Below are 22,448 nucleotides of genomic sequence, written 5' to 3'. Positions count from 1 at the left end.
GGTGGCTACAGTCTGTCGGCGCGGGGCGGCTTTGTCCACGGCCTTGCCCGCGATCACACGCCGCGGGGCGAGGCCAGCAGCCAGAGACCGCACAGCGTGTAAAGCACCATGAACCCCGCCAGCGGCGCCTGGCTGATCGCCGCCTTGCGCGGGGTGTCCAGCAGCCGCGCGGCGAGCGCGTGGCTCAGCACGATCGCCAGCGCATGGCCGATGACGATGGCGCCGGCCTGCGCCAGGAAGATGCGGCGCACCGTGTCGTGGGTGTTGAAGAAACTCGTGGTGACATGAACATGATAGAGCCCGAGCAGATGCGCGCCAGTGTCGAGCGGGTCATTGGCCACGGCCAGCATGTACTGCCCTTCGACGAGGATTACCGGCAGGTAATGCGCGAAGTGATAGGCGAGCGCGATGGGCAGCAGCGCGGGGGCGAAGGCGCGCACGGCGTGGCCGAAGCGGGCCGCTTCGCGGGCAAGCGCGAGGCCCGCGGCGACGGCAACCGCATAGACCAGCGGCAACAGGATCAGCGCGGCGGCAAGCCCGGCAAGGTTCTCGCGCACCACCGCCGAGCGGCCCGGAAACTCCAGCGGGTTCCAACCCAGTTGCCCGAACCACCAGAACGTCTCGTTGAGCCCGTCGTAACTGCCGACGGCCAGCATCGCGACCATGAAGATCGCGACCGTGGCGGGCGGCGCGCGCCCTGCCTTGACCTGCCAGCCGTGGAGCCCGACCCGGCCACGCCCGCGCGCCGTACCGAACGGCGCCATGCGGGCATAGGCCCGCATCAGCACGGTCAGCCCCTCGCCCCGGCGCAGCCATTTCGGGCCGAAGACCAGTGTCAGGGCGAAATGAAACGCCCAGTAGCAGGCGACCATCGCGGCCAGCCGGGCGGGGTCGGCCGGCGCTGGGTGGGCAAGGAGCACGGCGGCGAAGGCCGCGAAGCTCAGCAGGGCGGGCCAGTGGCCCACCCATCCCGGCAACCGCAGGAGGCGGGCAAGACCGAACCGCCGGCGGAGCACCGCATAGGGGCCGCCCCAGGGCTCGATCCAGCGCCAGAGGTCGAAGACCAGCCCCTGCACCAGGACGAGCACGATCCAGAACAGGCTCCACACCGCGAGCGAGAGCGGGTTCTCCATCGGGTTCCGGGCCCCCAGGAGGCCAAGTCCGACAAGCCCCGCCAGCGCGAGGAAAGACAGGAGGCCGGGGATGGCGCCCGCCCGCCTGCGGCGGCTGCGGAACAGCGGCACCGGACGAAAAAGGGCGAGCGCGAAACGGTCCGGCAGCACGGTGACGAGCAGGATCGTCAGGACCACCGCCGCTACCCCGCCCGCGATGTAAAGATCGGTGGGCAGAAGCAGGACAAGCCCGCCCTCGGTCGCGTGGGACAACGCCGGGGCGGGCGCGAGACCGGCGGAAAGGACGATCAGGAACCGCATGGGGACAGGATGCGGCATTTCCGCGCCTGAGGGAATGCCGGCGCCGTCGCGCGGCAAGCCTGCTTCCCGCGCATGCCTGTCGTGTCCTCGGCGAGCCGAGCCGGACGCGCGCTCTGCACGCCGGGACAGGGGGCTCGCCCGGACGCGCCGGAGCCGGCACGGTTCCGACGGACCTGCCGCGAGGCCCGGCGCGCAGCCTGCCTAGCGCGCCGCCAGCACCGGGCCCGTCCCCATCCCGCGGTACCAGGCCACGATCCGGGCACGCTCATCCGGTTCGATCATCATCAGGTTGCCCGGCGGCATCGCACGGCTGAGTCCGGCCTGAATGTAGATACGCTTCGCCTCGGCCGCGATCTGCGCCTCTGTTTCCAGCCGCACACCCTTGGGCGCGGTGGCGAGGCCGGGCCACAGCGGCTCGGCCGCATGGCACATCGCACAGCGCGTTGCCACGATCTCGCGCACCTCGGCGAAGCCGGGCGCGGCAAGCGCCCGCTGCACATGGGCCGGCAGCGCGGCCTCCTCCACCGGTTCGGCCCGCTTCATCATCGGCGCCGCCGACAGCGCCATGATCGCCAGGAACACCGCCGCCGTCGCCCCCCAGGTCCAGTTCGGGCGGCCCTTCCGCGCGTGCATCGTATTGAAATAGTGCCGGATCGTGACGCCCATCAGGAAGACGAGGCTGGCAATGATCCAATTGTACTCGGTGGCAAACGCCAGCGGGTAGTGGTTCGACAGCATCAAGAAGATGACCGGCAGCGTCAGGTAGTTGTTGTGCATCGACCTGAGCTTGGCGATCTCGCCGTATTTCGGGTCGGGTGTGCGGCCGGCCTTGAGATCGGCCACCACGATCCGCTGGTTCGGCATTATGGTCAGGAACACGTTGGCCACCATGATCGTGCCGGTGAAGGCGCCGAGGTGCAACAGCGCTGCGCGTCCCGTGAAGACCTGAGTGTAAGCCCATGACATCGCGACGAGAAGCGCGAAGAGGATCAGCATGAGCGTGGTGGGCTGCTTGCCCAGCGGGCTGCGGCACAGCAGGTCGTAGAGCAGCCAGCCCAGCGCCAGCGACCCCGCCGAGATCGCGATGGCCTGCCATTGGGTCAGCTCCATCTTCGTGTAGTCGACCAGGTAGAGTTCCGCCCCCAGCCAGTAGACCAGCGCCATCAGCGCGATGCCCGAAAGCCAGGTGGAATAGGCCTCCCATTTGAACCAGGTCAGGTGCTCGGGCATGTGGTCGGGCGCCACGGTGTATTTCTGGATGTGGTAGAAACCGCCGCCATGGACCTGCCATTCCTCGCCCAGCACGCCCTTGGGCATGTTCGCGGCCCTGGTCAGTCCCAGGTCGAGCGCGATGAAGTAGAAGGACGAGCCGATCCAGGCGATGCCGGTGATGACGTGCAGCCAGCGGATGGCGAATTCCAGCCAGTCGAGGATCATCGCGGTGTCGAACATGGGGCACTCCTTCCGGGGATGCGGGCACGCTATACCCGGGACCGGCTTTCTGATAATTCCTGATTATCCCGATCAGTTTCAAGAATAGCCGAACAATCGCACCCAATGACCGGCCTCAACAATATCCGCATGTTCGTGCGCGTCTACGAGCTGGAGAACATGTCGGCGGCGGCGCGCGATCTGCAGGTCTCGGCCGCTGTGGCCTCCTCGCGCATCGCCGAGCTGGAAAAGCATCTCGGGATTCGCCTTTTCACCCGCACGACCCGGTCGATTCAGCCGACCGAGCAGGGGCGGATCTACTATCCCAAGGCGGTCAAGGTGCTCGACGCGCTGGAAGAGGCCGAGGCGGCGGTCCACGAGGTGACGCTGAACCCGCGGGGGTCGATCTTCGTCTCGGCGCCCTTGGGGGTCGGGCGCCGGCTGATCGCGCCCAACGTGGCGCAGTTCCACGAGAAATACCCGGAAATCCATCTGCGTCTGCGACTGAGCGACCGAAAGGTGGACGTGACCGCCGAGGGGCTGGACGTGAGCTTCGCGCTCGGCGACCTGCCGGATTCGGGGCTGCGTGTCCGGACGCTGGCCGACTGTCCGCGGGTGCTTTGTGCCGCCCCGTCCTACATCGCGCGCCGGGGCATGCCGCGCACCGGGGCAGACCTGATCGCCGACACCCATGACTGCCTGCTGTTGCGCTTCCCCGGCTCGACCGAGTTCCGTTGGACCCTGCACACCCCCGAGGGCCTGCAGAAATTCGACGTCAAGGGGCCCTATGCCTGCGACGACGGCGACGTGCTGACGGAATGGGCGCTGGACGGGCGCGGCATCGTGATGAAGCCGGTCTTCGACGTGGCCGAGCACCTGGCGAGCGGAGCGCTGGTGCCGGTCGCCGAATCGAGCCCGCCGCCCGACGCGCAGCTTGCCTGCCTCTTCCCGCACAAGCGCAACCAGGACCCCAAGAGCCGGCTGTTCATCGAGTTCATGGCCGAGCGGATCAAGGCCGAGCTGAAGCGCCGCGAGCGGGACTATCAGCTGCCGCGATAGGTGGAATAGCCGTAGGGCGAGAGCAGCAGCGGCACGTGGTAGTGATCGACCTCGGCCATCGTGAAGCGCAGCGGGATCACGTCGAGGAAATCCCCCGCGAGTCCCAGCCCGCGCAGGTAATCGCCCGCGTGGAAAACCAGCTCGTAAGTGCCCGTCGCGAACTCGCCTTCGGGCAGGATCGGCGCGTCGGTGCGCCCGTCGGCATTGGTGTGCATCTCGGTCAGGGCCATGCGGGCGTCGCCCTCCACCCGGAACAGTTCGATCCGCAGCCCCTCGGCCGGGCCGCCGCGGGCCGTGTCCAGAACATGGGTCGTCAGGTATCCGGGCATTGCGTTCTCTCCTTGCCGCTTCGATGGTCATGCCGCAGCTCTGCGCCACGATAAACGCCCCGCGCCCCGAAACACTTTCAGGATTTCCTTGAAAGACAGCGAGGGTCTTCTTGGATTATGCGAAAGTGATGCGACCGGAGGACATATGACAAGGTATCCCCGCGATCTCAGGGGCCATGGCCCCAAGCCGCCCGACCCGAAATGGCCCGGCGGCGCGAAGCTCGCCCTGCAATTCGTCATCAACTACGAGGAGGGCGGCGAGAACTGCATTCTCCACGGCGATGCGGCGTCCGAGGCGTTCCTGTCCGAGATCGTGGGCGCGGCCCCCTGGCCGGGCCAGCGCCACTGGAACATGGAGACGATCTACGACTACGGCGCGCGCGCCGGGTTCTGGCGGCTGCACCGGCTGTTCACGGAACGCGACATGCCGGTCACCGTCTACGGCGTCGCCACGGCGCTGGCGCGGTCTCCGGACCAGGTCGCCGCGATGCAAGAGGCGGGCTGGGAGATCGCCAGCCACGGGCTGAAATGGATCGAGTACAAGGATTATTCCGACGCCGACGAACGCGCCCATATGGAGGAAGCCAAGCGCCTGCACGCGGCCGTCACCGGCGCGGCACCGCGCGGCTGGTACACGGGGCGGACCTCGATCAACACTGTGCGGCTGGCGGCGGAAGATGGCAGTTTCGATTATATGGCCGATAGTTACGCCGACGAATTGCCGTTCTGGATGAAGTTCGGCGATCGGCACCAGTTGATCGTGCCCTACACGCTGGACGCCAACGACATGCGGTTCGCGACGCCCCAGGGGTTCAACTCCGGCGACCAGTTCTTCGCCTATCTCAAGGACAGCTTCGATCTGCTGCTGGAAGAGGGGCGCGCGGGCGCGCCGAAGATGATGTCGGTGGGCCTTCATTGTCGCCTGGTCGGGCGTCCGGGCCGGGCGCAGGCGTTGAAGCGGTTCCTCGATTACGTGGCGGGGCATGACGATGTCTGGGTGGCGCGCCGGATCGACATCGCGCGGCACTGGGCGGCGACACATCCGCCGGAGGAGTGGGAGCGGCCGTCGGAGATGGATCGGGAGCGCTTCGTGGCGCGCTTCGGCGGCGTGTTCGAGCATTCGCCCTGGATCGCCAAAGCGGCGCACGGACTGGAACTGGGCCCCGCCCATGATTGCGCAACGGGCGTTCACAATGTCCTGGCCCGCGCCTTCCGCACGGCGCCGTCCGAGCAGCGGCTCGACGTCCTGAAAGCGCACCCGGACCTCGCGGGCAAGCTGGCGCAGGCGAAACGCCTGACCCCCGAATCGGCGGCCGAACAGGCCGGGGCGGGGCTCGACGCACTGACCGATGCCGAGCGCGCCCGGTTCGAGACGCTGAACGCGGCATATACCGGGCGCTTCGGCTTTCCCTTCATCATCGCGGTGCGCGACCGCGACAAGGCCTCGATCCTCGCCGCCTTCGAGCGGCGGCTGGAGAACGACGCGGAGACCGAGTTCGCCGAGGCCTGCGCCCAGGTCGAACGCATCGCCCTCCACCGCCTCAAGGACATGCTGCCCGAATGACCAAGCCGAGCTATTTCTCCCCCCGTGGCGGGTTGCCCGGGCAGGAGGCGCTGCACACCGGGCGCGCCGTCTTCACCGAGGCGTATGCGGTGATCCCCGGCGGCGTGATGCGCGATATCGTGACCTCGGCGCTGCCTTTCTGGGTGGGCACGCGCACCTGGATCATCGCAAGACCCATGACCGGGTTCTCCGAAACCTTCGCGCATTACCTGATGGAGGTCGCGCCCGGCGGCGGCAGCGACCGGCCCGAGCCGGACACGGAGGCGCAGGCGGTGATCTTCGTCACCGAAGGCGCCGTCGAGATCGCCCTGGGCGAGATCGCGCACCTGGTGGAGCCGGGCGGCTACGCCTACCTGCCGCCGGGCAGCGGCTGGCGGCTACGCGCGCTGGGCGAGGAACCGGCGCGGTTCCACTGGCTGCGCAAGCGGTATCGGGCGGTCGAGGGGGTCGACGCGCCCGAAGCGATCTTGGCCAGCGATGCCGAGACGGATCCCGTGCCGATGCCCGGCACCGACGGCCGCTGGGCCACCACCCGCTTCGTCGATCCCGACGACCTGCGCCACGACATGCATGTGAACATCGTCACCCTGGAACCGGGCGCCTGCATCCCCTTTGAAGAGACCCACGTGATGGAGCACGGGCTCTACGTGCTCGAGGGCAAGGCCGTCTACCGGCTGAACCGCGACTGGGTCGAGGTCGAGGCGGGCGACTACATGTGGCTCCGCGCCTTCTGCCCGCAGGCCTGTTATGCCGGCGGGCCGGGGCGCTTCCGCTACCTTCTCTACAAGGACGTGAATCGCCACCCGGCGCTCACGCCCGGCGGATGACCCTGACCGCCGAGCCGCTCACCGCCGAGGCCTTCGCCCCCTTCGGCGAGGTGATCGAGACCGGCGGCCCCTTCGTCACGATCAACGAGGGCGCCTGCCGCCGCTTCACCGACCTCGCCACCTTCGACATCGCAGAGGGCCGTGCCGGTCTCAGCCTGTTCCAGGCCGAGATCCGCGCCCCGCCCTATGACTGCACGCTGCTGGAACGTCACCCGCTGGGCTCGCAATGCTTCATTCCGATGCAGTCCAGCCGATTTCTGGTCATTGTCGCGGCAGACGCGGGCGGGGTGCCGGGAACGCCCCGGGCCTTCGTTGCCGCCGACCACCAGAGCGTGAACATCGCGCGGAACACCTGGCATGGCGTTCTGTGCCCGATTGCCGGCTCCGGCCTCTTTGCGGTCATCGACCGCATCGGTGCGGGAGGGAACCTTGAGGAGCACCGCCTGGGCCGGCCCATCCGCGTCACCCTCTGAGGGGCGCGCACGAAAAGGGAGAAGACAGATGGTGGACAGTTCCATCGGGACGCCCGAGCAATTGCGCGACCCGAACTACACGCCGGCGCTGCACAAGGCGGTGCCCTTGGGCATCCAGCACGTGCTGGCGATGTTCGTCTCGAACGTGACGCCGGCGATCATCGTGGCGGGGGCCGCGGGCTTCGGCTTCGGCTCGGATGCCGGGGCGCAGGGTTTTCCCGACATGACCTACATGATCCAGATGTCGATGCTGTTCGCCGGGATCGCGACGCTGTTTCAGACCATCGGCATCGGCGCCGTTGGCGCGCGGCTGCCCATCGTCCAGGGCACGAGCTTCGCCTTCATCCCGATCATGATCCCGCTGGTCGCGGGCAAGGGCGTCGAGGCGCTGCCCGCGTTGTTCGGCGGCGTGCTGATCGGCGGGCTCTTCCACGCCTTTCTCGGCAGTTTCATCGGCAAGATCCGCTTCGCCCTGCCGCCGCTGGTGACCGGGCTGGTGGTCACGATGATCGGGCTCGCGCTGGTCAAGGTCGGCATCCAGTATGCCGCGGGCGGCGTGCCCGCCATCGACAGCCCGGAATATGGCAGCCTCCTGAACTGGTCCGCCGCACTCGTCGTGATATTCGTGACGCTCGCTTTCAAGTTCTTCACCCGCGGCCTCCTGTCGGTTTCGGCCGTCGCGCTGGGCATCCTCGCGGGCTATCTCTACGCGCTGATGATGGGGATGGTCACCGTCGACGGCATCGCAACAAGCTGGAGCCGGGCGGCGGTGCTCGAGGCCCCGATGCCCTTCAAGTACGGCTTCGCGTTCAGCTTCGCGGCGATCATCGGCTTCTGCCTGATGGCGTTCGTCTCGGCGGTGGAAACCGTGGGCGACGTATCGGGCATCACCAAGGGCGGCGCCGGACGCGAGGCGACCGACCGCGAGATCCAGGGCGCGACCTATGCCGACGGGGTGGGCACCGCGGTCGCTGGCATCTTCGGCGGGCTGCCGAACACCTCCTTCAGCCAGAACGTGGGCCTGATCGCCATGACCGGCGTCATGAGCCGCCACGTCGTCACCATCGGCGCGCTGTTCCTGATCCTCTGCGGGCTGATCCCCAAGGTCGGCGCGCTGATCCGCACCATCCCGATCGAGGTGCTGGGCGGCGGCGTGATCGTGATGTTCGGCATGGTGGTGGCCGCCGGCATCTCTATGTTGTCCGACGTCAACTGGAACCGGCGCAACATGGTGATCTTCGCCATCGCGCTTTCGGTGGGGCTCGGCCTGCAACTCGACCCGAAGGCGGTGCAATACCTGCCCGAGACGCTGGGCATCCTGATGACCAGCGGCATCCTGCCCGCGGCCGTCATCGCCATCGTCCTGAACCTCGTGCTGCCCGAGGACCTGGCCTCGGAGGCGACCGAAGAGGTCTCGGGTGGGCTCTCCGGGCACGGACGGGGCAGCCTGCCGGGCGAGTGAGCCGGCCGGCGCGGGAGGAACCGGACGACAAGGACGAGGCCGGTCTCCGGCCGCGTCGCCACGCGCGCCGTTAACCGCGACGGTCCTCGCCCGTCTCCCGCTTCGGCGGCCAGTCGACGCCGCGGGCTTCCATGTAGGGGCGGAAATATTCGCGGAAGGCCGAGAACCCCTCGGCCAGCATCAGGAATTCCTCGCGGTTGAGCACCAGCATCTTGGTATCCTCGACGGCCCGGACGGTGGTCTTGCGCCTCGTCGCGCCGAGGATCAACCGTTCGCCGAAATGCCCGCCGGGGCCGATCACCTGCGTCGTCGTCTCGCCGGTCTCGGGATCGGCGCGCTCCATCTCGACCGCCCCCGAGATCACCGAATAGAACCCGTCCGACCGCTGCCCGGCCTCGTAGACCGTATCGCCGGCGCGGAAATAGACGTAACGGAGCGGCGGGCGGGCATGGGCGCGGATCTGCACGAGGCTGCGCGCACCGAGCATGTCCATCGTCCAGTTGATCATCACCCGGATGCGCGTGCCGACGCCCGGCAGAAGCGCGAGGTAGTAGGAGCGCCACAGAACCCAGGCCGGAAACCCGGTCAACTGCAGGCCGAACACCTCGGCCACGCCGCGCTTGGCCCCCAGCGAGGCAAGCGCCCCCCGAGAGCGGTAGGCAAAGGGCTTGACCGGCTTGCCGGACACCGCGGCGGCGACGTTCGCGGCGATCCGCTTGGCCTGGCGCACGGCGAACTGTGCCGTGGGCGGGGCGTAGTCGGCGCGCCCCTCGGCCCCGTCCTTCAACGGGATCAGCGCGCAATCGCCCAGCGCCCAGACATTGCCATGGTCTTTCACCTGCAGCGACCGCTCGACCGCGATCTTGCCATGCGCGCTCGGCAGCCCCATGCGGCGCACGACCGGCAGCGGCGCGTTGCCGATGGTGGCGACGATGGTGCGCGTGTCGATCACCTCGCCCCCGGTGGTCACGAGTTGCGTGCCCGTGGCGCTGGCCACGCCGGTTTCCAGCTTCACTTCTATGCCGTGGCGTTGCAGGTGCCAGCCGGCATAGGCGGCCAGGCGCTCGGGCATCTCGGCTAGCACGCGGGGCGCGAACTCCACCAGCAGCACCCTGACCTCGTCGGGGTCGATTTCCGGGTAGAACGGCAGCGAACGGTCGATCAGCTCCTTCATCTCGCCCACGGTCTCGACCCCGGAAAAGCCGCCGCCGACCACAGTGAAGGTCAGCGCGCCCCGCCGGTTCGCGGGCACCTGGCTGACCTGGGCATGCTCCAGCTGCTCGATCACATGCTCTCGCAGCCGCCGCGCATCCTCCAGCGACTTCACCTTCAGCGCGTGTTCCTCGAGCCCCGGCATGCGGCTCAGATCCACGCCCTGGCCCAACGCGATCACCAGGTGGTCATAGGGCACCTCGGTCGGGCGGCGCTGGATTCCCTGGAACACGGTGACGATCCGGCGCTCGAAATCGACGCTGTCCACGACGGCCTTGCGCACGAACACGCCCTTGAGCAGGAACCGCAGCGGCGATACCGCGTGGCCCGGCGTGATCGATCCCGCGCCGACCTCGGGCAAAAGCGGCTGGAAGACGAAGTAGTTCTCGGCGTTGATGAGCTCCACTTCCGCCGCCTGGCCCAGCCGCTTCTTCAGCGCCCGCGCCGCGTACATCCCCCCGAAGCCGCCCCCGAGAACGACGATCCGAACCGCCATGATGGCCTCCTTTTGCTGCGTCGCAGCATAGCGCCTTGCACGGCGAGGGCCAGAGGGGGCGGACGCATGGCCCGATTGCGCATAATGCACGGCTGTGGCAAGGCCCGGCCCAATGCAGACCCGCCGCGCCCTTTCCGCCTATCTCGCGCTTTGCCGCTGGCTCGACCGCGCGGCGCTGGCGCTGTGCATCCTGGCGGGGCTGTTCCTGACCGGCGCGGTGCTGGCCATCGTCGTGCTGCGCTACGGCTTCGGCGCGGGCTTCATCGAGTTGCAGGATGCCGCCGCCTACGCCTTCGCGGTGCTCATGGCCTTCTCGCTGCCGGTGACGCTGGCGCGGAACGGCCATGTCCGGGTGGAGGTGGTGTCGGAGCGCCTGCCGCCCGGCTACCTGCGGGCGGCCGACGCGCTGGCGCTGGTGCTCTTCCTGGTGCCCGTCTTCGGCCTGCTGATCCGCGCCTTCTTGCCCGACCTCGCCTATGCCTGGTCGATCCGCGAGGGCTCGGTCGAAACCGGCGGCCTCGGCGGGCTTTACCTCGTGAAGACGGCGCTGCCGGTGGCCGCGGCGCTGATGATCCTGCAGGGGGTCGCGCAGGTGCTTGGGCGGAGGACGGCCGAGTGACCGGGGCCGAGGGCTTCCTGCTCGCAATGGGCCTGGGTCTCTTCGCCGGCATCCTCAGCGGAATCCCGGCGATGCTCGCCATTGCCGGCGTGCCGCTGGTCACCGCGCTGGTCGGCGCGGCGGTCGGTGTGTTCGACCTGGCCTTCCTCAATTTCTTTCCGGCCCGCGTCTGGGGGGTGATGACGAATCGCCTGCTCATGGCGGTGCCGCTCTTCGTGCTGATGGGCGTCCTGCTGGAGCGCGCGCGACTGGCCGAACGCATGCTGGGCGTGCTGGCGCGGATGACCGGGGGCGCCCCGCGCGGGATGGCGCTGAGCGTGCTGGCGTTTTCCACGCTGATCGCGGCGTCGACCGGGATAATCGGGGCGACCGTGGTGATGCTGGTGCTGATCAGCCTGCCCGCGATGCGCATGGCGGGCGTGGACAAACGACTGGCCGCGGGGCTGATCTGCGCCTCCGGCACGCTGGGCCAGGTCATCCCGCCCTCGATCGTGCTGGTCCTGTTGGGGGACCAGATCGGCAACGTGTATCTGGAGGCGCAGCAGGCCGCCGGCAACTTCGCCCCCGACGCGGTGTCGGTGGGCGATCTCTTCGCCGGCGCGCTGCTGCCGGGGCTGGTGCTGGTGGCGTTCTACGCGATCTATGTCGCGCTGCGCCTGAAACCCGCGCCGGCCGCGCTCCCGGTCGCGCGCGAGGCGGTGCCCGCGGGCGAGGTGCTCTTCACCTTCCTGCCGCCGATCCTGCTGATCCTCGCGGTGCTCGGATCGATCCTCGCGGGCGTCGCCACGACCACCGAGGCCGCGGGGCTGGGCGCGGTCGGCGCGGCGCTGCTGGCCGCCCATGCCGCCGAACCCCTGCGCGCGGGGCGCTGGCTGATCGCGGGGGCCGGGCTTGCGGCGCTGGCGCTGGTCGGCATCGGCATGGCGGGCCTGGGGCGCGCCGCCCCCGGCACGCCCGCCGGGCTGGCCGCGCTTGCCGCGGCGGGCCTGATCGCCGCCGGCACGCTCTGGTCGGGGGGCCGGCTGTGGCGGGCGGACCTGCTGAAAGGAGCCATGGCCGACACGGTGCGCATCTCGGGGATGGTCTTCGGCATCGTCGTCGCGGCCTCGTTGCTTTCGCTCGTCTTCCGGGGCTTCGGCGGCGACCACCTTGTCGAGGACTTGATGGCTGCGCTGCCGGGCGGCACCTTCGGGGCGATCGCGCTGGTGATGGCGCTGATCTTCCTCCTCGGCTTCCTGCTGGAGGCGGTCGAGATCATCTATATCGTCGTGCCGCTTCTCGGCCCGCCGATCCTGGGCACCGACATCTCGCCCGTGTGGTTCGCGATCCTGATCGCGATGAACCTGCAGACCAGCTTCCTGACGCCGCCCTTCGGCTTCGCGCTGTTCTACTTCCGCTCGGTCGCGCCCGCCGACATCACCACGCTCGACACCTACCGGGGCGTTGTCCCCTTTGTCCTGTTGCAGGTGGCCGCGCTTAGCGTTCTGATAGCCGTGCCCGAGCTGGCCACCTGGCTGCCGGACCTGATTTTCCGCTGAGACACGAGAGGACCGACATGGACCGCAGACGCTTCCTGAAAACCGGCGCGGGCGTGACCGCCGCCGGCGCGCTGGCCAGCCCCGCCGTTGCGCAAGGAAAGATCGCCTGGAACCTGCCCACGGCATTTCCCAAGAACGCACCGGGCGTGGGCACCAACGTGCAGACCTTTGCCGCCCGCGTGGCGGCCATGTCCGACGGGCGGCTGACCTTCACCGTCTACGGCGCGGGCGAGCTGGTGCCGTCCTTCGGGGTCGAGGACGCGGTGCAGGCCGGCAACGCGCCGGTGGGCCACGGGCCGACCTATTACGCCGCCGGCAAGAACCCCGCGCTGCACTGGTTCACCGGCGTGCCCTTCGGGATGACCTCGAACGAGCATTACGCCTGGCTGCGCTGGGGCGGCGGGCAGGAGATCTGGGATGAAATCTACGCCCAGCGGAACCTGAAGCCGATCTATTCGGGCAACTCCAACACCCAGTCGGGCGGCTGGTTCAAGGCCGAGATCGGCTCGGTCGCGGACCTCTCGGGGCTAAACATGCGCGTCGCGGGGCTGGGCGGCGAGATCTACCGCAAACTCGGCGTGAACGCGGTGCTGATGCCCCCGCCCGAGATCTTCCAGGCGCTGCAATCGGGCGCGATCGACGCGGCCGAATGGGTCGGGCCGATGCTCGACCAGGCCTTCGGCCTTCAGAAGCTGACGGATATCTGCTACGTGCCGGCCTTCAACGAGCCCGGCGCAGGGCTTTCGGTCGTGTTCAACGGGGACGCGTGGGCCGAACTGCCCGCGGACCTCCAGGCGATCTGCGAATGCGCGGCACTGGCCGCCGCGCTCGAGGTGCAGGCGCAGTTCGACTACTTCAACACGAAGGCGATGGCGGACCTCGCCGCGCAGGGCGTGCGTTTCCTGCCCTTCCCCGACGATGTGATCGGGGCGCTGAAAGGGGCCTGGGCCGAGGTGCAGGACGAACTGACCGCCACCAATCCCGACGTCGCGATGGTGCGCGAAAGCTACGACGCCTACCTGGCCCAGGCCCGCGCCTATGCCGGGGCGATGACGCTCCCGCTGATTGCCGGGCGGTTGTGACGGGGCGGGGCCGTCCGCGCGGGCGGCCCCCGTCGACGCGCGCTAGAGCAGGAAATCCCCCTGCCCCAAGTCGGCCGCGTCGATCCCCAGAAGCGTGATCGCACTGCCGGCGACGTCGATCAGGACGCCTTCGGCGGAGTCGGTCAGGCAGGTCGTGGCGAACGCGTCCCATGACAGGCCGGACGAAAGCCCGGACAGGTCGATGACGTCCAGCCCGAGTTCGAAATCCTCGATCCGGTCGGCGCCGAACCCCGCAGCGGCAAACACGAAGACATCCGCCCCCGCTCCGCCGAAGAGCCGGTCGTTCCCGGCATCCCCCGAGAGCCGGTCGGCCCCGTCGCCGCCTTTCAGCAGGTCGTTGCCCGCACCGCCGTAGAGCGCGTCGTCACCGCTGCCGCCATAAAGCCGATCCTTCCACGACCCGCCATAAAGCGTGTCGTTCCCGCCTTCTCCGCTGATGTGGTCCTTGCCGCCAGCGCCCTCGATCACGTCGTCACCGGCCCCGCCGAACAGACGGTCATGACCGGATCCGCCGAGAATTGCGTCCGCGCCGGTGCCGCCGGAGATCTCGTCATCGCCCGCGTCGCCCGACAGGATGTCGGCCCCGCCATGGCCCTCGATCAGGTCGGCGCCGCCGCCGCCCGAAACCTCGTCGTCGCCCGCGCCGGCGTAAAGCCGGTCATTGCCCGCCGCGCCCTCCAGCAGGTCGTCGCCGGTCGCGCCGCGCAGCACGTCGTCGCCCGCGCCGCCCAGCAGGTGATCGTCACCGGCCTCGCCGAACAGCTTGTCGGCGCCGTCGAAGCCTGTGATCGCGTCTGACCCATCCGTGCCGTAAAGCATGTCGGCCGCAAGCGTGCCCTCCACTACGTTGATCGGCGGCGCCTTTTCGAGATGCAGCATCACCACCTCGTGGTCGGAGTGCAGCGTGAAGACGACCGTGTTGCCCGAGACCTGCGGCACGAAGTCTTCGAGCAGCGCCTCCTCGTAGACCATCAGGTCCAGCCCGGTGACATCCGGCGGCGTCTCCTCGGCCAGCACCGCCGACAGCCGCACCGCCTCCAACACGCTCGCGCCCTCCAACACGCCGAGATCCAGCGTCACCGACACCCCGTCCGCGGCGATGTCGTTCGCGGCGACGAAGACCACCGCGGCCTCATCGCTTTCCCACGCGTAGGTCATCGCCAGGTCGCCCCGGTCGTTGGCCTGGAAGCCGTCGACGAGCTCCATCCCGACGATGTTGTCGGCCATAAGCTTGAGCAGCGCGCCGCCGGGGTCCAGCACCATGCCGTCGGGGCTTTCGTAGCTGACCGCGTTGAAATGCTTGCCCGCGACGCCCCAGATCGCGGCGGCGTCCATGCCGATCGACTGGTAGGTGGCGAAGACTTCCAGGTAGGCGCCGGCCGCCTTCAGCCCGTAATCCTGGTAATTCAGGTTGGCGTCATCGACGTCCTGAACGGATTTGCCGATATTGACGGCGGACATGTAAAGCTCGACCGCATCGGGGTTGCCGCCGGAATTCAGGATCGCCTCTTCCCAGGCATCGACATAGTCGGCGCGGTTCTGCCAGAGCGCCTCGCCGAAATCCCGCAGGTCGGCGTCGGGGTCGCTTTCAACCTTGTCGATGGCGCCGAAATTGAACGGCAGCGCATGCGCCACGAGGCTGTCGATCTCGGCCAGGCTCTCGGGCGAGAGCGCGTCGCGGATCGCGGCGTCGTCCCCCGCGGACCGGCCGATCTGCACGGCGATGGCAAGGTCGGCCCCTTGCGGATTGATCGCGGGGCTTTCCAGCGCGGTGACGATGGTCTGGATGAACCGCTCGGCGATCTGGCCGTAAAGCGCGGGGGTCTCGGCAAGGGCGGCATGGGCCATGTATTCATTGCCGATCTCGAGCGTGAAATCCTCGGGCAAGGGCCCGTAGCGGCCCGAGAGCAGATCGCCCAGGAAGGCCTGCAGGTCGGCCACGCCCTGCTCGATATCCGCCGCATAGCGCACGGTGGGCAGGATCATCGAAAAGCTGAGCCCCTGGTCCACGCAATAGGCCAGCGTGTCGGTCAGGTCGGGGCGGTCGCGGTCGGGATTGGGGGTGTAAAGCTGGGTGCCGTCGAACAGGCCCGGCACATCGAGACCATAGACATCGACGTCGGTCTCGGCCAGCGTGCCGCCGGGCCAGCGCAGGTGGTTCAGGCCGAGGTCCTGGAACTGCTCGTCGAACCGGGAAAAGCCGCCATAGCCGGTCTGGATGCCGCCGAACTGGTCGGACGTGACGGTTTCGGCCCCCTCGACCCGGCTTCCGAAGGCGACGTCGATTGCCAGTGTTTCCATTTCCAACCCCAATCCGTGACGCGAAATCATACCGTGGCGCGGACAGTCCGATTACCCGCCACATTCCGAACAAACTTTTGCCGCGATCGACACAGTCGGCGCGCACGCCACGATTGCGACGCCACTCGCGGCATGGGAACAAATCAACCGCCGGACCCCAGCAAAAGCGGCACGGGAATGTGGCGCGGGCATGGTCATTATCCAAAACGCCATCGGTTCTTGCGGTGCCCGGAAGCCGGGGTGCGGCATGCGCGGGCCTTTACGGCGCCGCGGCGGTCGCGCAGAAACGGGGCCCGACCGAGGGAGGACCCGATGGCCAACCCGCTCTACGACCGGCTTTTCGCACCGCACGAAGGCAAGTCTTCCACGTTTCTGCACCTGCCCGACGGCGGCGTGCTCACCCATGACGCCTTCCTGCGCCGCGCCGCGCAATTCGCCCACGCGATCCACGCGATGGGGCTGGTTCATGGCGACCGGCTGGCGATGCAGGTCGAGAAATCGCCCGAGGCGCTGATGCTGATCGCGGCCTGCATCCAGGCCGGCGTGATCTTCGTGCCGCTCAACACCGCCTATACCCCGGCGGAACTGGCCTATTTCCTCGAGAACTCGGGCGCCGGCATGTTCGTCGCCGACGGCACGCGGGCAGAAGCGCTGCGGCCGGTTGCCGGGGCGGCCGGCAGCCGGCTGGAGACGCTGAACGCCGACGGCACGGGCAGCCTTCCGGCGGCGGCCTCGGGCATGCCCGAGGCCTATGACGCGGAACCGCGGACCGAGGACAACATCGCCGCCTTCCTCTATACCTCGGGGACCACCGGGCGCTCCAAGGGCGCGATGCTGACCGAGCGCAACCTGATCTCGAACGCCGAGGCGCTGGCCGCGGCCTGGCGCTTCAGCGCGGATGACGTGTTGCTGCACGCGCTGCCGATCTTTCACAGCCACGGCCTGTTCGTCGCCACGAACGTTACGCTCGTCGCGGGCGGGGCGATGATCCTGTTGCCGAAGTTCGACGTCGATTCGGTGACCGCCGCCCTGCCGCGGGCGACCGCGATGATGGGGGTGCCGACCTTCTACACGAGACTGCTGGAGGACCCGCGTTTCACCCGGGACCTCGTCGCCCACATGCGGCTCTTCGTGTCCGGCTCGGCGCCGCTCCTGGCCGAGACCCACCGCGCCTTCGAGGACCGCACCGGCCACCGCATCCTCGAACGCTACGGCATGACCGAAACCAACATGAACACCTCCAACCCCTATGACGGGCCGCGCATCGCGGGCACCGTCGGCACCGCGCTGCCGGGGGTGGAGGTGAAGGTCACCGATCCCGAGACCGGGGCGGAGCGGCCCCGGGGCGAGATCGGCATGATCGAGGTGCGCGGGCCGAACGTCTTCAAGGGCTACTGGCAGATGCCCGAGAAGACGCGCGACGAGTTGCGCGCCGACGGGTTCTTCATCACCGGCGATCTGGGGCAGATCGACGAGCGCGGCTATGTCACGATCGTGGGTCGCGCCAAGGACCTGATCATCTCGGGCGGCTACAACATCTACCCCAAGGAAATCGAACTGGCACTGGACGCGCAGCCGGGCGTCAAGGAAAGCGCGGTGATCGGCGTGCCGCATGCGGATTTCGGCGAGGCCGTGGTGGCCGTGCTGGTGCCCGAGGCGGGCGCGGCGCTCGACACCGGCGCGATCGCCGCGGCGCTGCGCGAGAGCCTGGCGGGCTTCAAGCTGCCCCGGCGCTTCGAAATCGCCGAGGCGCTGCCGCGCAACACGATGGGCAAGGTGCAAAAGACCGTTCTGCGCGCACGCTTCGCCGACAGCTTCGCCTGATCCCGCGCCTCAGCCCGCTGTCACGGCCGCCGTCGGCCCAGCCCCTTGGGCGGCGACTCGGCCAGGGCGCGCAGCAGCGCCGCGAGGTCGGGTTCGTCCACGCGCTTGGCCGCGGCCTTCGCCTTGAACCAGCGGCGCGTGCGCTCGTGGCGCTCCTTCCAGCTGCGCTTGAGCTTCTCGACCAGCATCGGAAACACCTCGACCTCGCAAGGCAGCGCCGTGCCGTCGTCGAGGATCTTGTCGTAGACATACCGCCCGATCGGCTCGGTGCCGACACGGCCGACCGCGCCGGCCTCTTCCAGCGCCTCGATCTCGGCGGTGCGCCAGGGCTTGTCCGCATCCATGCGCCAGCCCTTCGGCATGACCCAGCGCCCGGTGCCCCGCGAGGTGACCATCAGCACGTAAAGCACACCCTTTTCGTCGCGGCGCATCGGCAGCGCGGCGATCTGGGCCCCCCTCCCCGTCGCTCGTCCGTCTGGCATTTCCAACCTGCTTGCAGACCGCGAAACAGCGCCGCGGGCATCCCCTCCCCGCGCCGCGGCGCCTCTCGCGGTCATGCCGTTCCCATGACATGATCGGTTTCTATGGCATGCTCACCGTGCAGATTTCATGACGCCGGGCAACGAAAACCCGCCGTTCCCGCCGGAAATCCGCCTTCCGTTGCGTCAACCGCGCAGCCCGCCCGGGATGCCGCGCCCGGAAATCACTGGATAAGCCCGCGTCCGGGTCTATGCTGGGCCGGCCAGGGGCCGAGCGAAGCGACGTGCCGATGACAAATTCCCCCGCGACGGGCGCAGACCTGCGCCACACCGCCCCGACGGACCTGATCGCCTGCCCGCACTGCGACGCGGTCTACCGGGTGGTGCAGCCCCGCCCGGGCGAACGCGCGGTCTGCGCCCGCTGCCACACGGTGCTGATCGCGCCGCGCCGGCAGGCCGGCGAACGGCTGATCGCGGTGGCGCTGACCGTCGTCGTGCTGGTGGTCGCCGCAACCTTTGCCCCGTTCCTCGCGATCGAGATCGGCGGGCGGCAGCATGCAAGCTCCGTGCTCGACGCCGCGCTGGCCTTCGTCTCCGCCGGACCGATCGCGCTGCTCGCGCTCGCGGTGGCGGCGCTCATCGTCTTCATCCCGGTCCTGCGCGCGCTTCTGGTGATCTACGTTCTGACGCCGCTGGTCCTCGACAGGCCCCCCGCCCCCGGCGCGGCCACCGCCTTCCGCATGTCCGAGGCCCTGCGCCCCTGGTCGATGGCCGAGATCTTCGCCATCGGCTGCGCGGTGGCGCTGGTCAAGGTCTCCGACCTCGCGCAGGTGCATTTCGGGCCCGCCTTCTGGATGTTCTCGGGCCTGGTGGTGCTCGTCGTCCTTCAGGATACCTTCATGTGCAGATACTCGGTATGGAAGTCGCTCGACCGCTGAAGACCGCGCGCGAGATGGGCCTGGTGGCCTGCACGCGCTGCACCCGGGTCTGGCCCCGCGGCACGGCGCGCTGCGGCCGCTGCGGCAAGCCGCTGCATTCGCGTGCGCCGCGCGCCTTGCAACGGGTGTGGGCGTGGTGGATCGTGGGGCTGATGGCCTACATCCCCGCCAACCTCTACCCGATGCTGCGCACACGCACCCTGGTCCTGACCGACGAGTCGACCATCGTCGGCGGCGCGGTGGAGCTTGCGCGCCACGGCAACTGGGGCATCGCGCTGGTGATCCTGACCGCCTCGGTGGCGATCCCGGTGGGCAAGTTCCTTGCCATCGCGGCGCTCGCGCTGGGGCTGAGCGGCGGCGGTGCCGTCCCGCCGGCCCGCCGCCAGCAGCTTTACGAGGTGGTCGAATATATCGGGCGCTGGTCGATGATCGACGTCTTCGTGGTTGCGATCCTCGCCTCGCTGGTGCAGCTCGGGGCCGTCGCCTCGATCAGCCCCGGCCCGGCGAGCCTGTTCTTCGCGCTCTCGGTGATCTTCACCATGCTGTCCGCGCAAAGCTTCGACAGCCGCCTGATCTGGGACGCCGCCGGCAGCCCCGACCCGGGCCGCGCCGCGACGGAGGACCGCCCGGCATGAGCGACCTGCCCGAAACCCCGGTGGAACCGGCCCGCAAGAGCCTGATGGAGCGCGTGTCCATCGTCTGGGTAGTGCCGGCCGCCGCCCTGGTCATCGCGCTCGGCATCGCCTGGAACTCCTATGCCGACCGCGGCCCGCTTCTGGAACTGACCTTCGACACCGCCTCCGGTATCCGCGCCGGCGAGACCGAGTTGCGCTACCGCGACGTCACGGTGGGCGTCGTGGAGCGCGTGGATTTCACCCAGGGTCTCGGACAGGTGCTGGTCGGCGTGCGGCTCGACCGCGACGTGGCGGACTATGTCGACGGCGAGGCACAGTTCTGGGTGGTGCGCCCCGAGGTGACGCCGCAGGGCGTCTCGGGGCTCGAAACGGTGCTCTCGGGCACCTTCATCGAGGGCATCTGGGACGACGTGGCGGGCGGTTTCGTCGGGCGCCACGCGGCCTCGACCGAGGCGCCGCTGAACCGCGAGGGGCGGCCGGGGCTGCGGCTGCGGCTGCGCGCCGCGGGCTCCGCCACGCTGACCGAGCGCGCGCCAATCCTCTATCGCGGGATCGAGGTGGGCCGGATCGGCAAGGCCGAGGTCTCCGAGGACGGCGGCACCGTCGAGGCCGAGGCCATCGTCTTCGCCCCCCATGACGGGCTGATCTCCTCGGCCACCCGCTTCTGGGACAGTTCCGGCTTTCGCTTCACCCTCGGCCCGGGGGGCGCTCAGCTCGACTTCGCCTCGGTCGCCTCGCTGGTGTCGGGCGGGGTCAGCTTCCGCACCGTCGCCTCGGGGGGCACCCCCGCCGCGCCGGGAACGCTCTTCACGGTCTATCCCGACGAGGGCGCCGCGCGCGCGACGCTGTTCGGCGGCGAGGAACGCGAGGCGCTCTCGCTCACCGCGATCTTCGACGAGAACGTCGCAGGGCTCTCGGTGGACGCGCCCGTCACCATCGGCGGCCTGAATGTCGGCCGGGTCACCGCGCTCAGCGGCCTCGTGGACCCGGCCCGGTTCGGCGACGACCGGGTGCGGCTCGCCGTGACGCTGGCGATCCAGCCCGGACAGCTGGGCCTCGGCGAGGACGCGGGCCCCGAGGCGGCGCTGGCCTACCTGCAGGACCGCGTCGCCGAGGGGCTGCGGGCCAGGCTCGCCACCGCCTCGCTGCTGACCGGCGGGCTCAAGATCGAACTCGTCGAACGCGCCGATGCCCCGCCGGCCGAACTCGACATGACGGCGACGCCGAACCCGCTTCTGCCCACCGCGCCCGCCGAGATCGCCGATGTCGCGGCCACCGCCGAGGGGCTTTACAACCGGCTCAATGCGCTGCCCATCGAGGAGGTCATGGAAAGCACCATCGCCGCGCTCGACAATATCAGCCGCCTGACCGGCAGCGCGGATACCCGCGCCCTGCCCGGCGAAATGCGCGCGCTTCTGGGCGAGGCGCGCGGGCTGGTGGGCGCCGAGGAAACCCGGGCGCTGCCGGCCCGGCTGGGGGCGACAGTGGACGAGATCGAGACGCTGGTCGCCACGCTCAACGAAAGCGACCTCGCCGGGCGGCTCGACGCGGCGCTGGAGGCGGCCACCGCGGCCGCCGGTTCGGTGGACGCGGCGGTCGCCGGCGTGCCCGATGTCGTCGCGCGGCTCGATGCGATCGCCGCCGAGGCCGAGGAGGTCCCGCTCGGGGACCTGGCCGACCGCCTCTCGGCCCTTCTCGACGCCGCCGACCGCCTGATCGACACCGACGCGGCCCGCGCCCTGCCCGGCGATCTCTCCGCGGCGCTGGACGAGTTGCGCGCGGTGCTGGCCGAGATGCGCGAGGGCGGCGTGGTCGAGAACGCCAACGCCACGCTCGCCTCGGCGCGGGCGGCGGCCGACGACATCTCGGCCGCCGCCGCGGACCTGCCCGAGGTGCTGGCGCGCGCGCGCAGCGTGCTCGACCAGGCGGCCGCCACGATCCGCGGCTACGACGCCACGCGCGGCGCCGGCCGCGACCTCGCCCCGGCGATCCGCGAGGTCGAGCGCGCGGCCAGGGCCGTCAGCGACCTCGCCCGCGCGCTGGAACGCAACCCCAACTCCATCCTGTTCGGACGCTGACATGCGCTATGCCCTGCCCCTCGCCCTCGCCATGCTGACCGCCGCCTGCGGGGGCACGCCCGCACTCTACACGGTGCCCGATGCGCCGGTCGTCGGCCCGCGCATCCCGGCGGCCTACGCGACCGTCGCGCTCCGCGAGGTGACGCTGCCAACCTATGCCGCGTCCGCCGAGATCCACGAGCGCGGCCCGGACGGTGCGCTGGAACCGGCCCGGAACGTGCTCTGGGCCGACGATCCGGTGCGCGCGATGACCGGCGACCTCGCGCGCCATCTCGGCCGGATCACCGGGGCCACGGTCGCCGCCGAACCCTGGCCCTTCTTCGAGCGCGCCCAGGCCACGGTCGAGGTACGCATCGCCGACATGCTGGCCGAGCCCGACGGACGGTTCCGGTTGACCGGGCAGTATTTCGTGGCCCCCGAAAGCGGCGCGCGCGGTCGCGCCGGCCAGTTCGCGCTGGAGGCCCCCATTGCCGAGGGTGGCGGCCCCGCGGCCATCGCCGCGGCGCGCGGCCGGACGGTGCGCGACCTCGCCATGCTGATCGCGCGCGAGGGGCTGCGCTAGCGGCCGCCCCGGCCTGCCGCACGGCCGTGCTTCTTCTTGGCCCCAAATACTCCCGCCGGAGGCACCGCGCGCACCAGCGCGCGGC

The 22,448-nt window shown here is 69.5% G+C and carries 19 protein-coding genes; 13 read left to right on the top strand and 6 right to left on the bottom strand.

The genetic code is table 11. The annotated features are described in order from the left end of the window. Nucleotides 1-53 precede the first annotated feature (53 nt). Both BUR28_RS00790 and BUR28_RS00785 read right to left on the bottom strand, forming a co-directional pair. Nucleotides 54-1,433: a hypothetical protein gene (locus tag BUR28_RS00790; protein WP_074218372.1), complete on the bottom strand. Its 1,380-nt coding sequence runs from the start codon at nucleotides 1,431-1,433 to the stop codon at nucleotides 54-56. A 201-nt stretch (nucleotides 1,434-1,634) separates the two neighbouring features. After that, the gene (locus tag BUR28_RS00785) at nucleotides 1,635-2,885 is read right to left on the bottom strand and encodes a urate hydroxylase PuuD (RefSeq protein ID WP_074218371.1); all 1,251 of its coding nucleotides are present in this window, start codon (nucleotides 2,883-2,885) and stop codon (nucleotides 1,635-1,637) included. Nucleotides 2,886-2,990: 105 nt separating this feature from the next. Here BUR28_RS00785 and BUR28_RS00780 point away from each other — a divergent pair, with 105 nt between their 5' ends. Next, entirely contained in the window at nucleotides 2,991-3,923 is a 933-nt protein-coding gene (locus BUR28_RS00780; RefSeq protein ID WP_074218370.1) for a LysR family transcriptional regulator, read from the top strand. Here BUR28_RS00780 and uraH read toward each other — a convergent pair. Beyond that, the gene (uraH, locus tag BUR28_RS00775) at nucleotides 3,908-4,252 is read right to left on the bottom strand and encodes a hydroxyisourate hydrolase (protein WP_074218369.1); all 345 of its coding nucleotides are present in this window, start codon (nucleotides 4,250-4,252) and stop codon (nucleotides 3,908-3,910) included. The genes BUR28_RS00780 and uraH overlap by 16 nt on opposite strands. Before the next feature lie 145 nt (nucleotides 4,253-4,397). On the opposite strand from uraH, the gene puuE reads away from it, so the two are divergent. Genes puuE through BUR28_RS00755 form a run of 4 tightly spaced genes read left to right on the top strand, consistent with a single transcriptional unit; the run spans nucleotide 4,398 to nucleotide 8,578 of the window. Next, entirely contained in the window at nucleotides 4,398-5,816 is a 1,419-nt protein-coding gene (puuE, locus tag BUR28_RS00770) for an allantoinase PuuE (RefSeq protein ID WP_074218368.1), read from the top strand. Further along, complete coding sequence (locus BUR28_RS00765; RefSeq protein ID WP_074218367.1) at nucleotides 5,813-6,643, top strand: bifunctional allantoicase/(S)-ureidoglycine aminohydrolase; 831 nt, start codon at nucleotides 5,813-5,815, stop codon at nucleotides 6,641-6,643. Before puuE ends, BUR28_RS00765 begins: the two co-directional genes overlap by 4 nt. After that, nucleotides 6,640-7,116, top strand: a complete 477-nt coding sequence (locus BUR28_RS00760; protein ID WP_074218366.1) for an ureidoglycolate lyase — start codon at nucleotides 6,640-6,642, stop codon at nucleotides 7,114-7,116. The genes BUR28_RS00765 and BUR28_RS00760 overlap by 4 nt, the downstream gene beginning before the upstream one ends. A gap of 28 nt (nucleotides 7,117-7,144) precedes the next feature. Beyond that, nucleotides 7,145-8,578, top strand: coding sequence for a uracil-xanthine permease family protein (locus BUR28_RS00755; protein ID WP_074218365.1), 1,434 nt, complete (start codon nucleotides 7,145-7,147; stop codon nucleotides 8,576-8,578). Between the two features lie 70 nt (nucleotides 8,579-8,648). Here the strand turns inward: BUR28_RS00755 and BUR28_RS00750 are convergent, their stop codons facing one another. Continuing rightward, the gene (locus BUR28_RS00750) at nucleotides 8,649-10,286 is read right to left on the bottom strand and encodes an FAD-dependent oxidoreductase (RefSeq protein ID WP_074218364.1); all 1,638 of its coding nucleotides are present in this window, start codon (nucleotides 10,284-10,286) and stop codon (nucleotides 8,649-8,651) included. A gap of 112 nt (nucleotides 10,287-10,398) precedes the next feature. Between BUR28_RS00750 and BUR28_RS00745 the strand changes: the two genes are divergently transcribed. From BUR28_RS00745 to BUR28_RS00735, 3 genes are read left to right on the top strand one after another with little or no spacing between them, the layout of a single operon-like run. Further along, nucleotides 10,399-10,905, top strand: coding sequence for a TRAP transporter small permease subunit (locus tag BUR28_RS00745; protein WP_074218363.1), 507 nt, complete (start codon nucleotides 10,399-10,401; stop codon nucleotides 10,903-10,905). Continuing rightward, entirely contained in the window at nucleotides 10,902-12,443 is a 1,542-nt protein-coding gene (locus BUR28_RS00740; RefSeq protein WP_083626310.1) for a TRAP transporter large permease, read from the top strand. Before BUR28_RS00745 ends, BUR28_RS00740 begins: the two co-directional genes overlap by 4 nt. Before the next feature lie 17 nt (nucleotides 12,444-12,460). Then, nucleotides 12,461-13,525, top strand: coding sequence for a TRAP transporter substrate-binding protein (locus BUR28_RS00735; protein WP_074218362.1), 1,065 nt, complete (start codon nucleotides 12,461-12,463; stop codon nucleotides 13,523-13,525). Nucleotides 13,526-13,567: 42 nt separating this feature from the next. Here the strand turns inward: BUR28_RS00735 and BUR28_RS00730 are convergent, their stop codons facing one another. Further along, on the bottom strand, nucleotides 13,568-15,847 hold the full coding sequence (locus BUR28_RS00730; RefSeq protein ID WP_074218361.1) for a calcium-binding protein: 2,280 nt from the start codon (nucleotides 15,845-15,847) through the stop codon (nucleotides 13,568-13,570). 312 nt (nucleotides 15,848-16,159) lie between these two features. Here BUR28_RS00730 and BUR28_RS00725 point away from each other — a divergent pair, with 312 nt between their 5' ends. Next, nucleotides 16,160-17,671 carry a malonate--CoA ligase gene (locus BUR28_RS00725; RefSeq protein ID WP_074218360.1) on the top strand — a complete coding sequence of 504 codons (1,512 nt, stop codon included), beginning with the start codon at nucleotides 16,160-16,162 and terminating at the stop codon, nucleotides 17,669-17,671. Nucleotides 17,672-17,691: 20 nt separating this feature from the next. On the opposite strand, the gene BUR28_RS00720 is transcribed toward BUR28_RS00725, so the two are convergent. Next, on the bottom strand, nucleotides 17,692-18,153 hold the full coding sequence (locus tag BUR28_RS00720; RefSeq protein WP_074218359.1) for an NUDIX hydrolase: 462 nt from the start codon (nucleotides 18,151-18,153) through the stop codon (nucleotides 17,692-17,694). A gap of 287 nt (nucleotides 18,154-18,440) precedes the next feature. On the opposite strand from BUR28_RS00720, the gene BUR28_RS00715 reads away from it, so the two are divergent. From BUR28_RS00715 to BUR28_RS00700, 4 genes are read left to right on the top strand one after another with little or no spacing between them, the layout of a single operon-like run. After that, the gene (locus BUR28_RS00715) at nucleotides 18,441-19,088 is read left to right on the top strand and encodes a paraquat-inducible protein A (protein ID WP_074221458.1); all 648 of its coding nucleotides are present in this window, start codon (nucleotides 18,441-18,443) and stop codon (nucleotides 19,086-19,088) included. Beyond that, on the top strand, nucleotides 19,067-19,723 hold the full coding sequence (locus tag BUR28_RS00710; RefSeq protein ID WP_254813668.1) for a paraquat-inducible protein A: 657 nt from the start codon (nucleotides 19,067-19,069) through the stop codon (nucleotides 19,721-19,723). Before BUR28_RS00715 ends, BUR28_RS00710 begins: the two co-directional genes overlap by 22 nt. After that, nucleotides 19,720-21,801 (top strand): MlaD family protein, encoded by a 2,082-nt coding sequence (locus tag BUR28_RS00705; protein ID WP_074218358.1) that lies wholly within the window; start codon nucleotides 19,720-19,722, stop codon nucleotides 21,799-21,801. Before BUR28_RS00710 ends, BUR28_RS00705 begins: the two co-directional genes overlap by 4 nt. A gap of 1 nt (nucleotide 21,802) precedes the next feature. After that, complete coding sequence (locus tag BUR28_RS00700; RefSeq protein WP_074218357.1) at nucleotides 21,803-22,363, top strand: PqiC family protein; 561 nt, start codon at nucleotides 21,803-21,805, stop codon at nucleotides 22,361-22,363. Nucleotides 22,364-22,448 lie beyond the last annotated feature (85 nt).

The organism is Rhodovulum sp. ES.010, assembly GCF_900142935.1.
In the GTDB taxonomy this organism is placed as follows: domain Bacteria; phylum Pseudomonadota; class Alphaproteobacteria; order Rhodobacterales; family Rhodobacteraceae; genus Rhodovulum.
Note: the sequence above shows the minus strand (reverse complement) of the source record. Positions and strands in the feature narration are given on the sequence as shown.

Excerpts from the sequence above, each read along its gene's own strand:
- BUR28_RS00780 (WP_074218370.1), top strand. The coding sequence starts at position 2,991 with ATGACCGGCCTCAACAATATCCGCATGTTCGTGCGCGTCTACGAGCTG.
- BUR28_RS00730 (WP_074218361.1), bottom strand. The coding sequence starts at position 15,847 with ATGGAAACACTGGCAATCGACGTCGCCTTCGGAAGCCGGGTCGAGGGG.
- BUR28_RS00715 (WP_074221458.1), top strand. The coding sequence starts at position 18,441 with ATGACAAATTCCCCCGCGACGGGCGCAGACCTGCGCCACACCGCCCCG.
- BUR28_RS00700 (WP_074218357.1), top strand. The coding sequence starts at position 21,803 with ATGCGCTATGCCCTGCCCCTCGCCCTCGCCATGCTGACCGCCGCCTGC.
- BUR28_RS00705 (WP_074218358.1), top strand. The coding sequence starts at position 19,720 with ATGAGCGACCTGCCCGAAACCCCGGTGGAACCGGCCCGCAAGAGCCTG.
- BUR28_RS00760 (WP_074218366.1), top strand. The coding sequence starts at position 6,640 with ATGACCCTGACCGCCGAGCCGCTCACCGCCGAGGCCTTCGCCCCCTTC.
- BUR28_RS00790 (WP_074218372.1), bottom strand. The coding sequence starts at position 1,433 with ATGCGGTTCCTGATCGTCCTTTCCGCCGGTCTCGCGCCCGCCCCGGCG.
- BUR28_RS00725 (WP_074218360.1), top strand. The coding sequence starts at position 16,160 with ATGGCCAACCCGCTCTACGACCGGCTTTTCGCACCGCACGAAGGCAAG.
- uraH (WP_074218369.1), bottom strand. The coding sequence starts at position 4,252 with ATGCCCGGATACCTGACGACCCATGTTCTGGACACGGCCCGCGGCGGC.
- BUR28_RS00750 (WP_074218364.1), bottom strand. The coding sequence starts at position 10,286 with ATGGCGGTTCGGATCGTCGTTCTCGGGGGCGGCTTCGGGGGGATGTAC.
- BUR28_RS00735 (WP_074218362.1), top strand. The coding sequence starts at position 12,461 with ATGGACCGCAGACGCTTCCTGAAAACCGGCGCGGGCGTGACCGCCGCC.
- BUR28_RS00765 (WP_074218367.1), top strand. The coding sequence starts at position 5,813 with ATGACCAAGCCGAGCTATTTCTCCCCCCGTGGCGGGTTGCCCGGGCAG.
- BUR28_RS00710 (WP_254813668.1), top strand. The coding sequence starts at position 19,067 with ATGGAAGTCGCTCGACCGCTGAAGACCGCGCGCGAGATGGGCCTGGTG.
- BUR28_RS00720 (WP_074218359.1), bottom strand. The coding sequence starts at position 18,153 with ATGCCAGACGGACGAGCGACGGGGAGGGGGGCCCAGATCGCCGCGCTG.
- BUR28_RS00785 (WP_074218371.1), bottom strand. The coding sequence starts at position 2,885 with ATGTTCGACACCGCGATGATCCTCGACTGGCTGGAATTCGCCATCCGC.
- puuE (WP_074218368.1), top strand. The coding sequence starts at position 4,398 with ATGACAAGGTATCCCCGCGATCTCAGGGGCCATGGCCCCAAGCCGCCC.
- BUR28_RS00755 (WP_074218365.1), top strand. The coding sequence starts at position 7,145 with ATGGTGGACAGTTCCATCGGGACGCCCGAGCAATTGCGCGACCCGAAC.
- BUR28_RS00745 (WP_074218363.1), top strand. The coding sequence starts at position 10,399 with ATGCAGACCCGCCGCGCCCTTTCCGCCTATCTCGCGCTTTGCCGCTGG.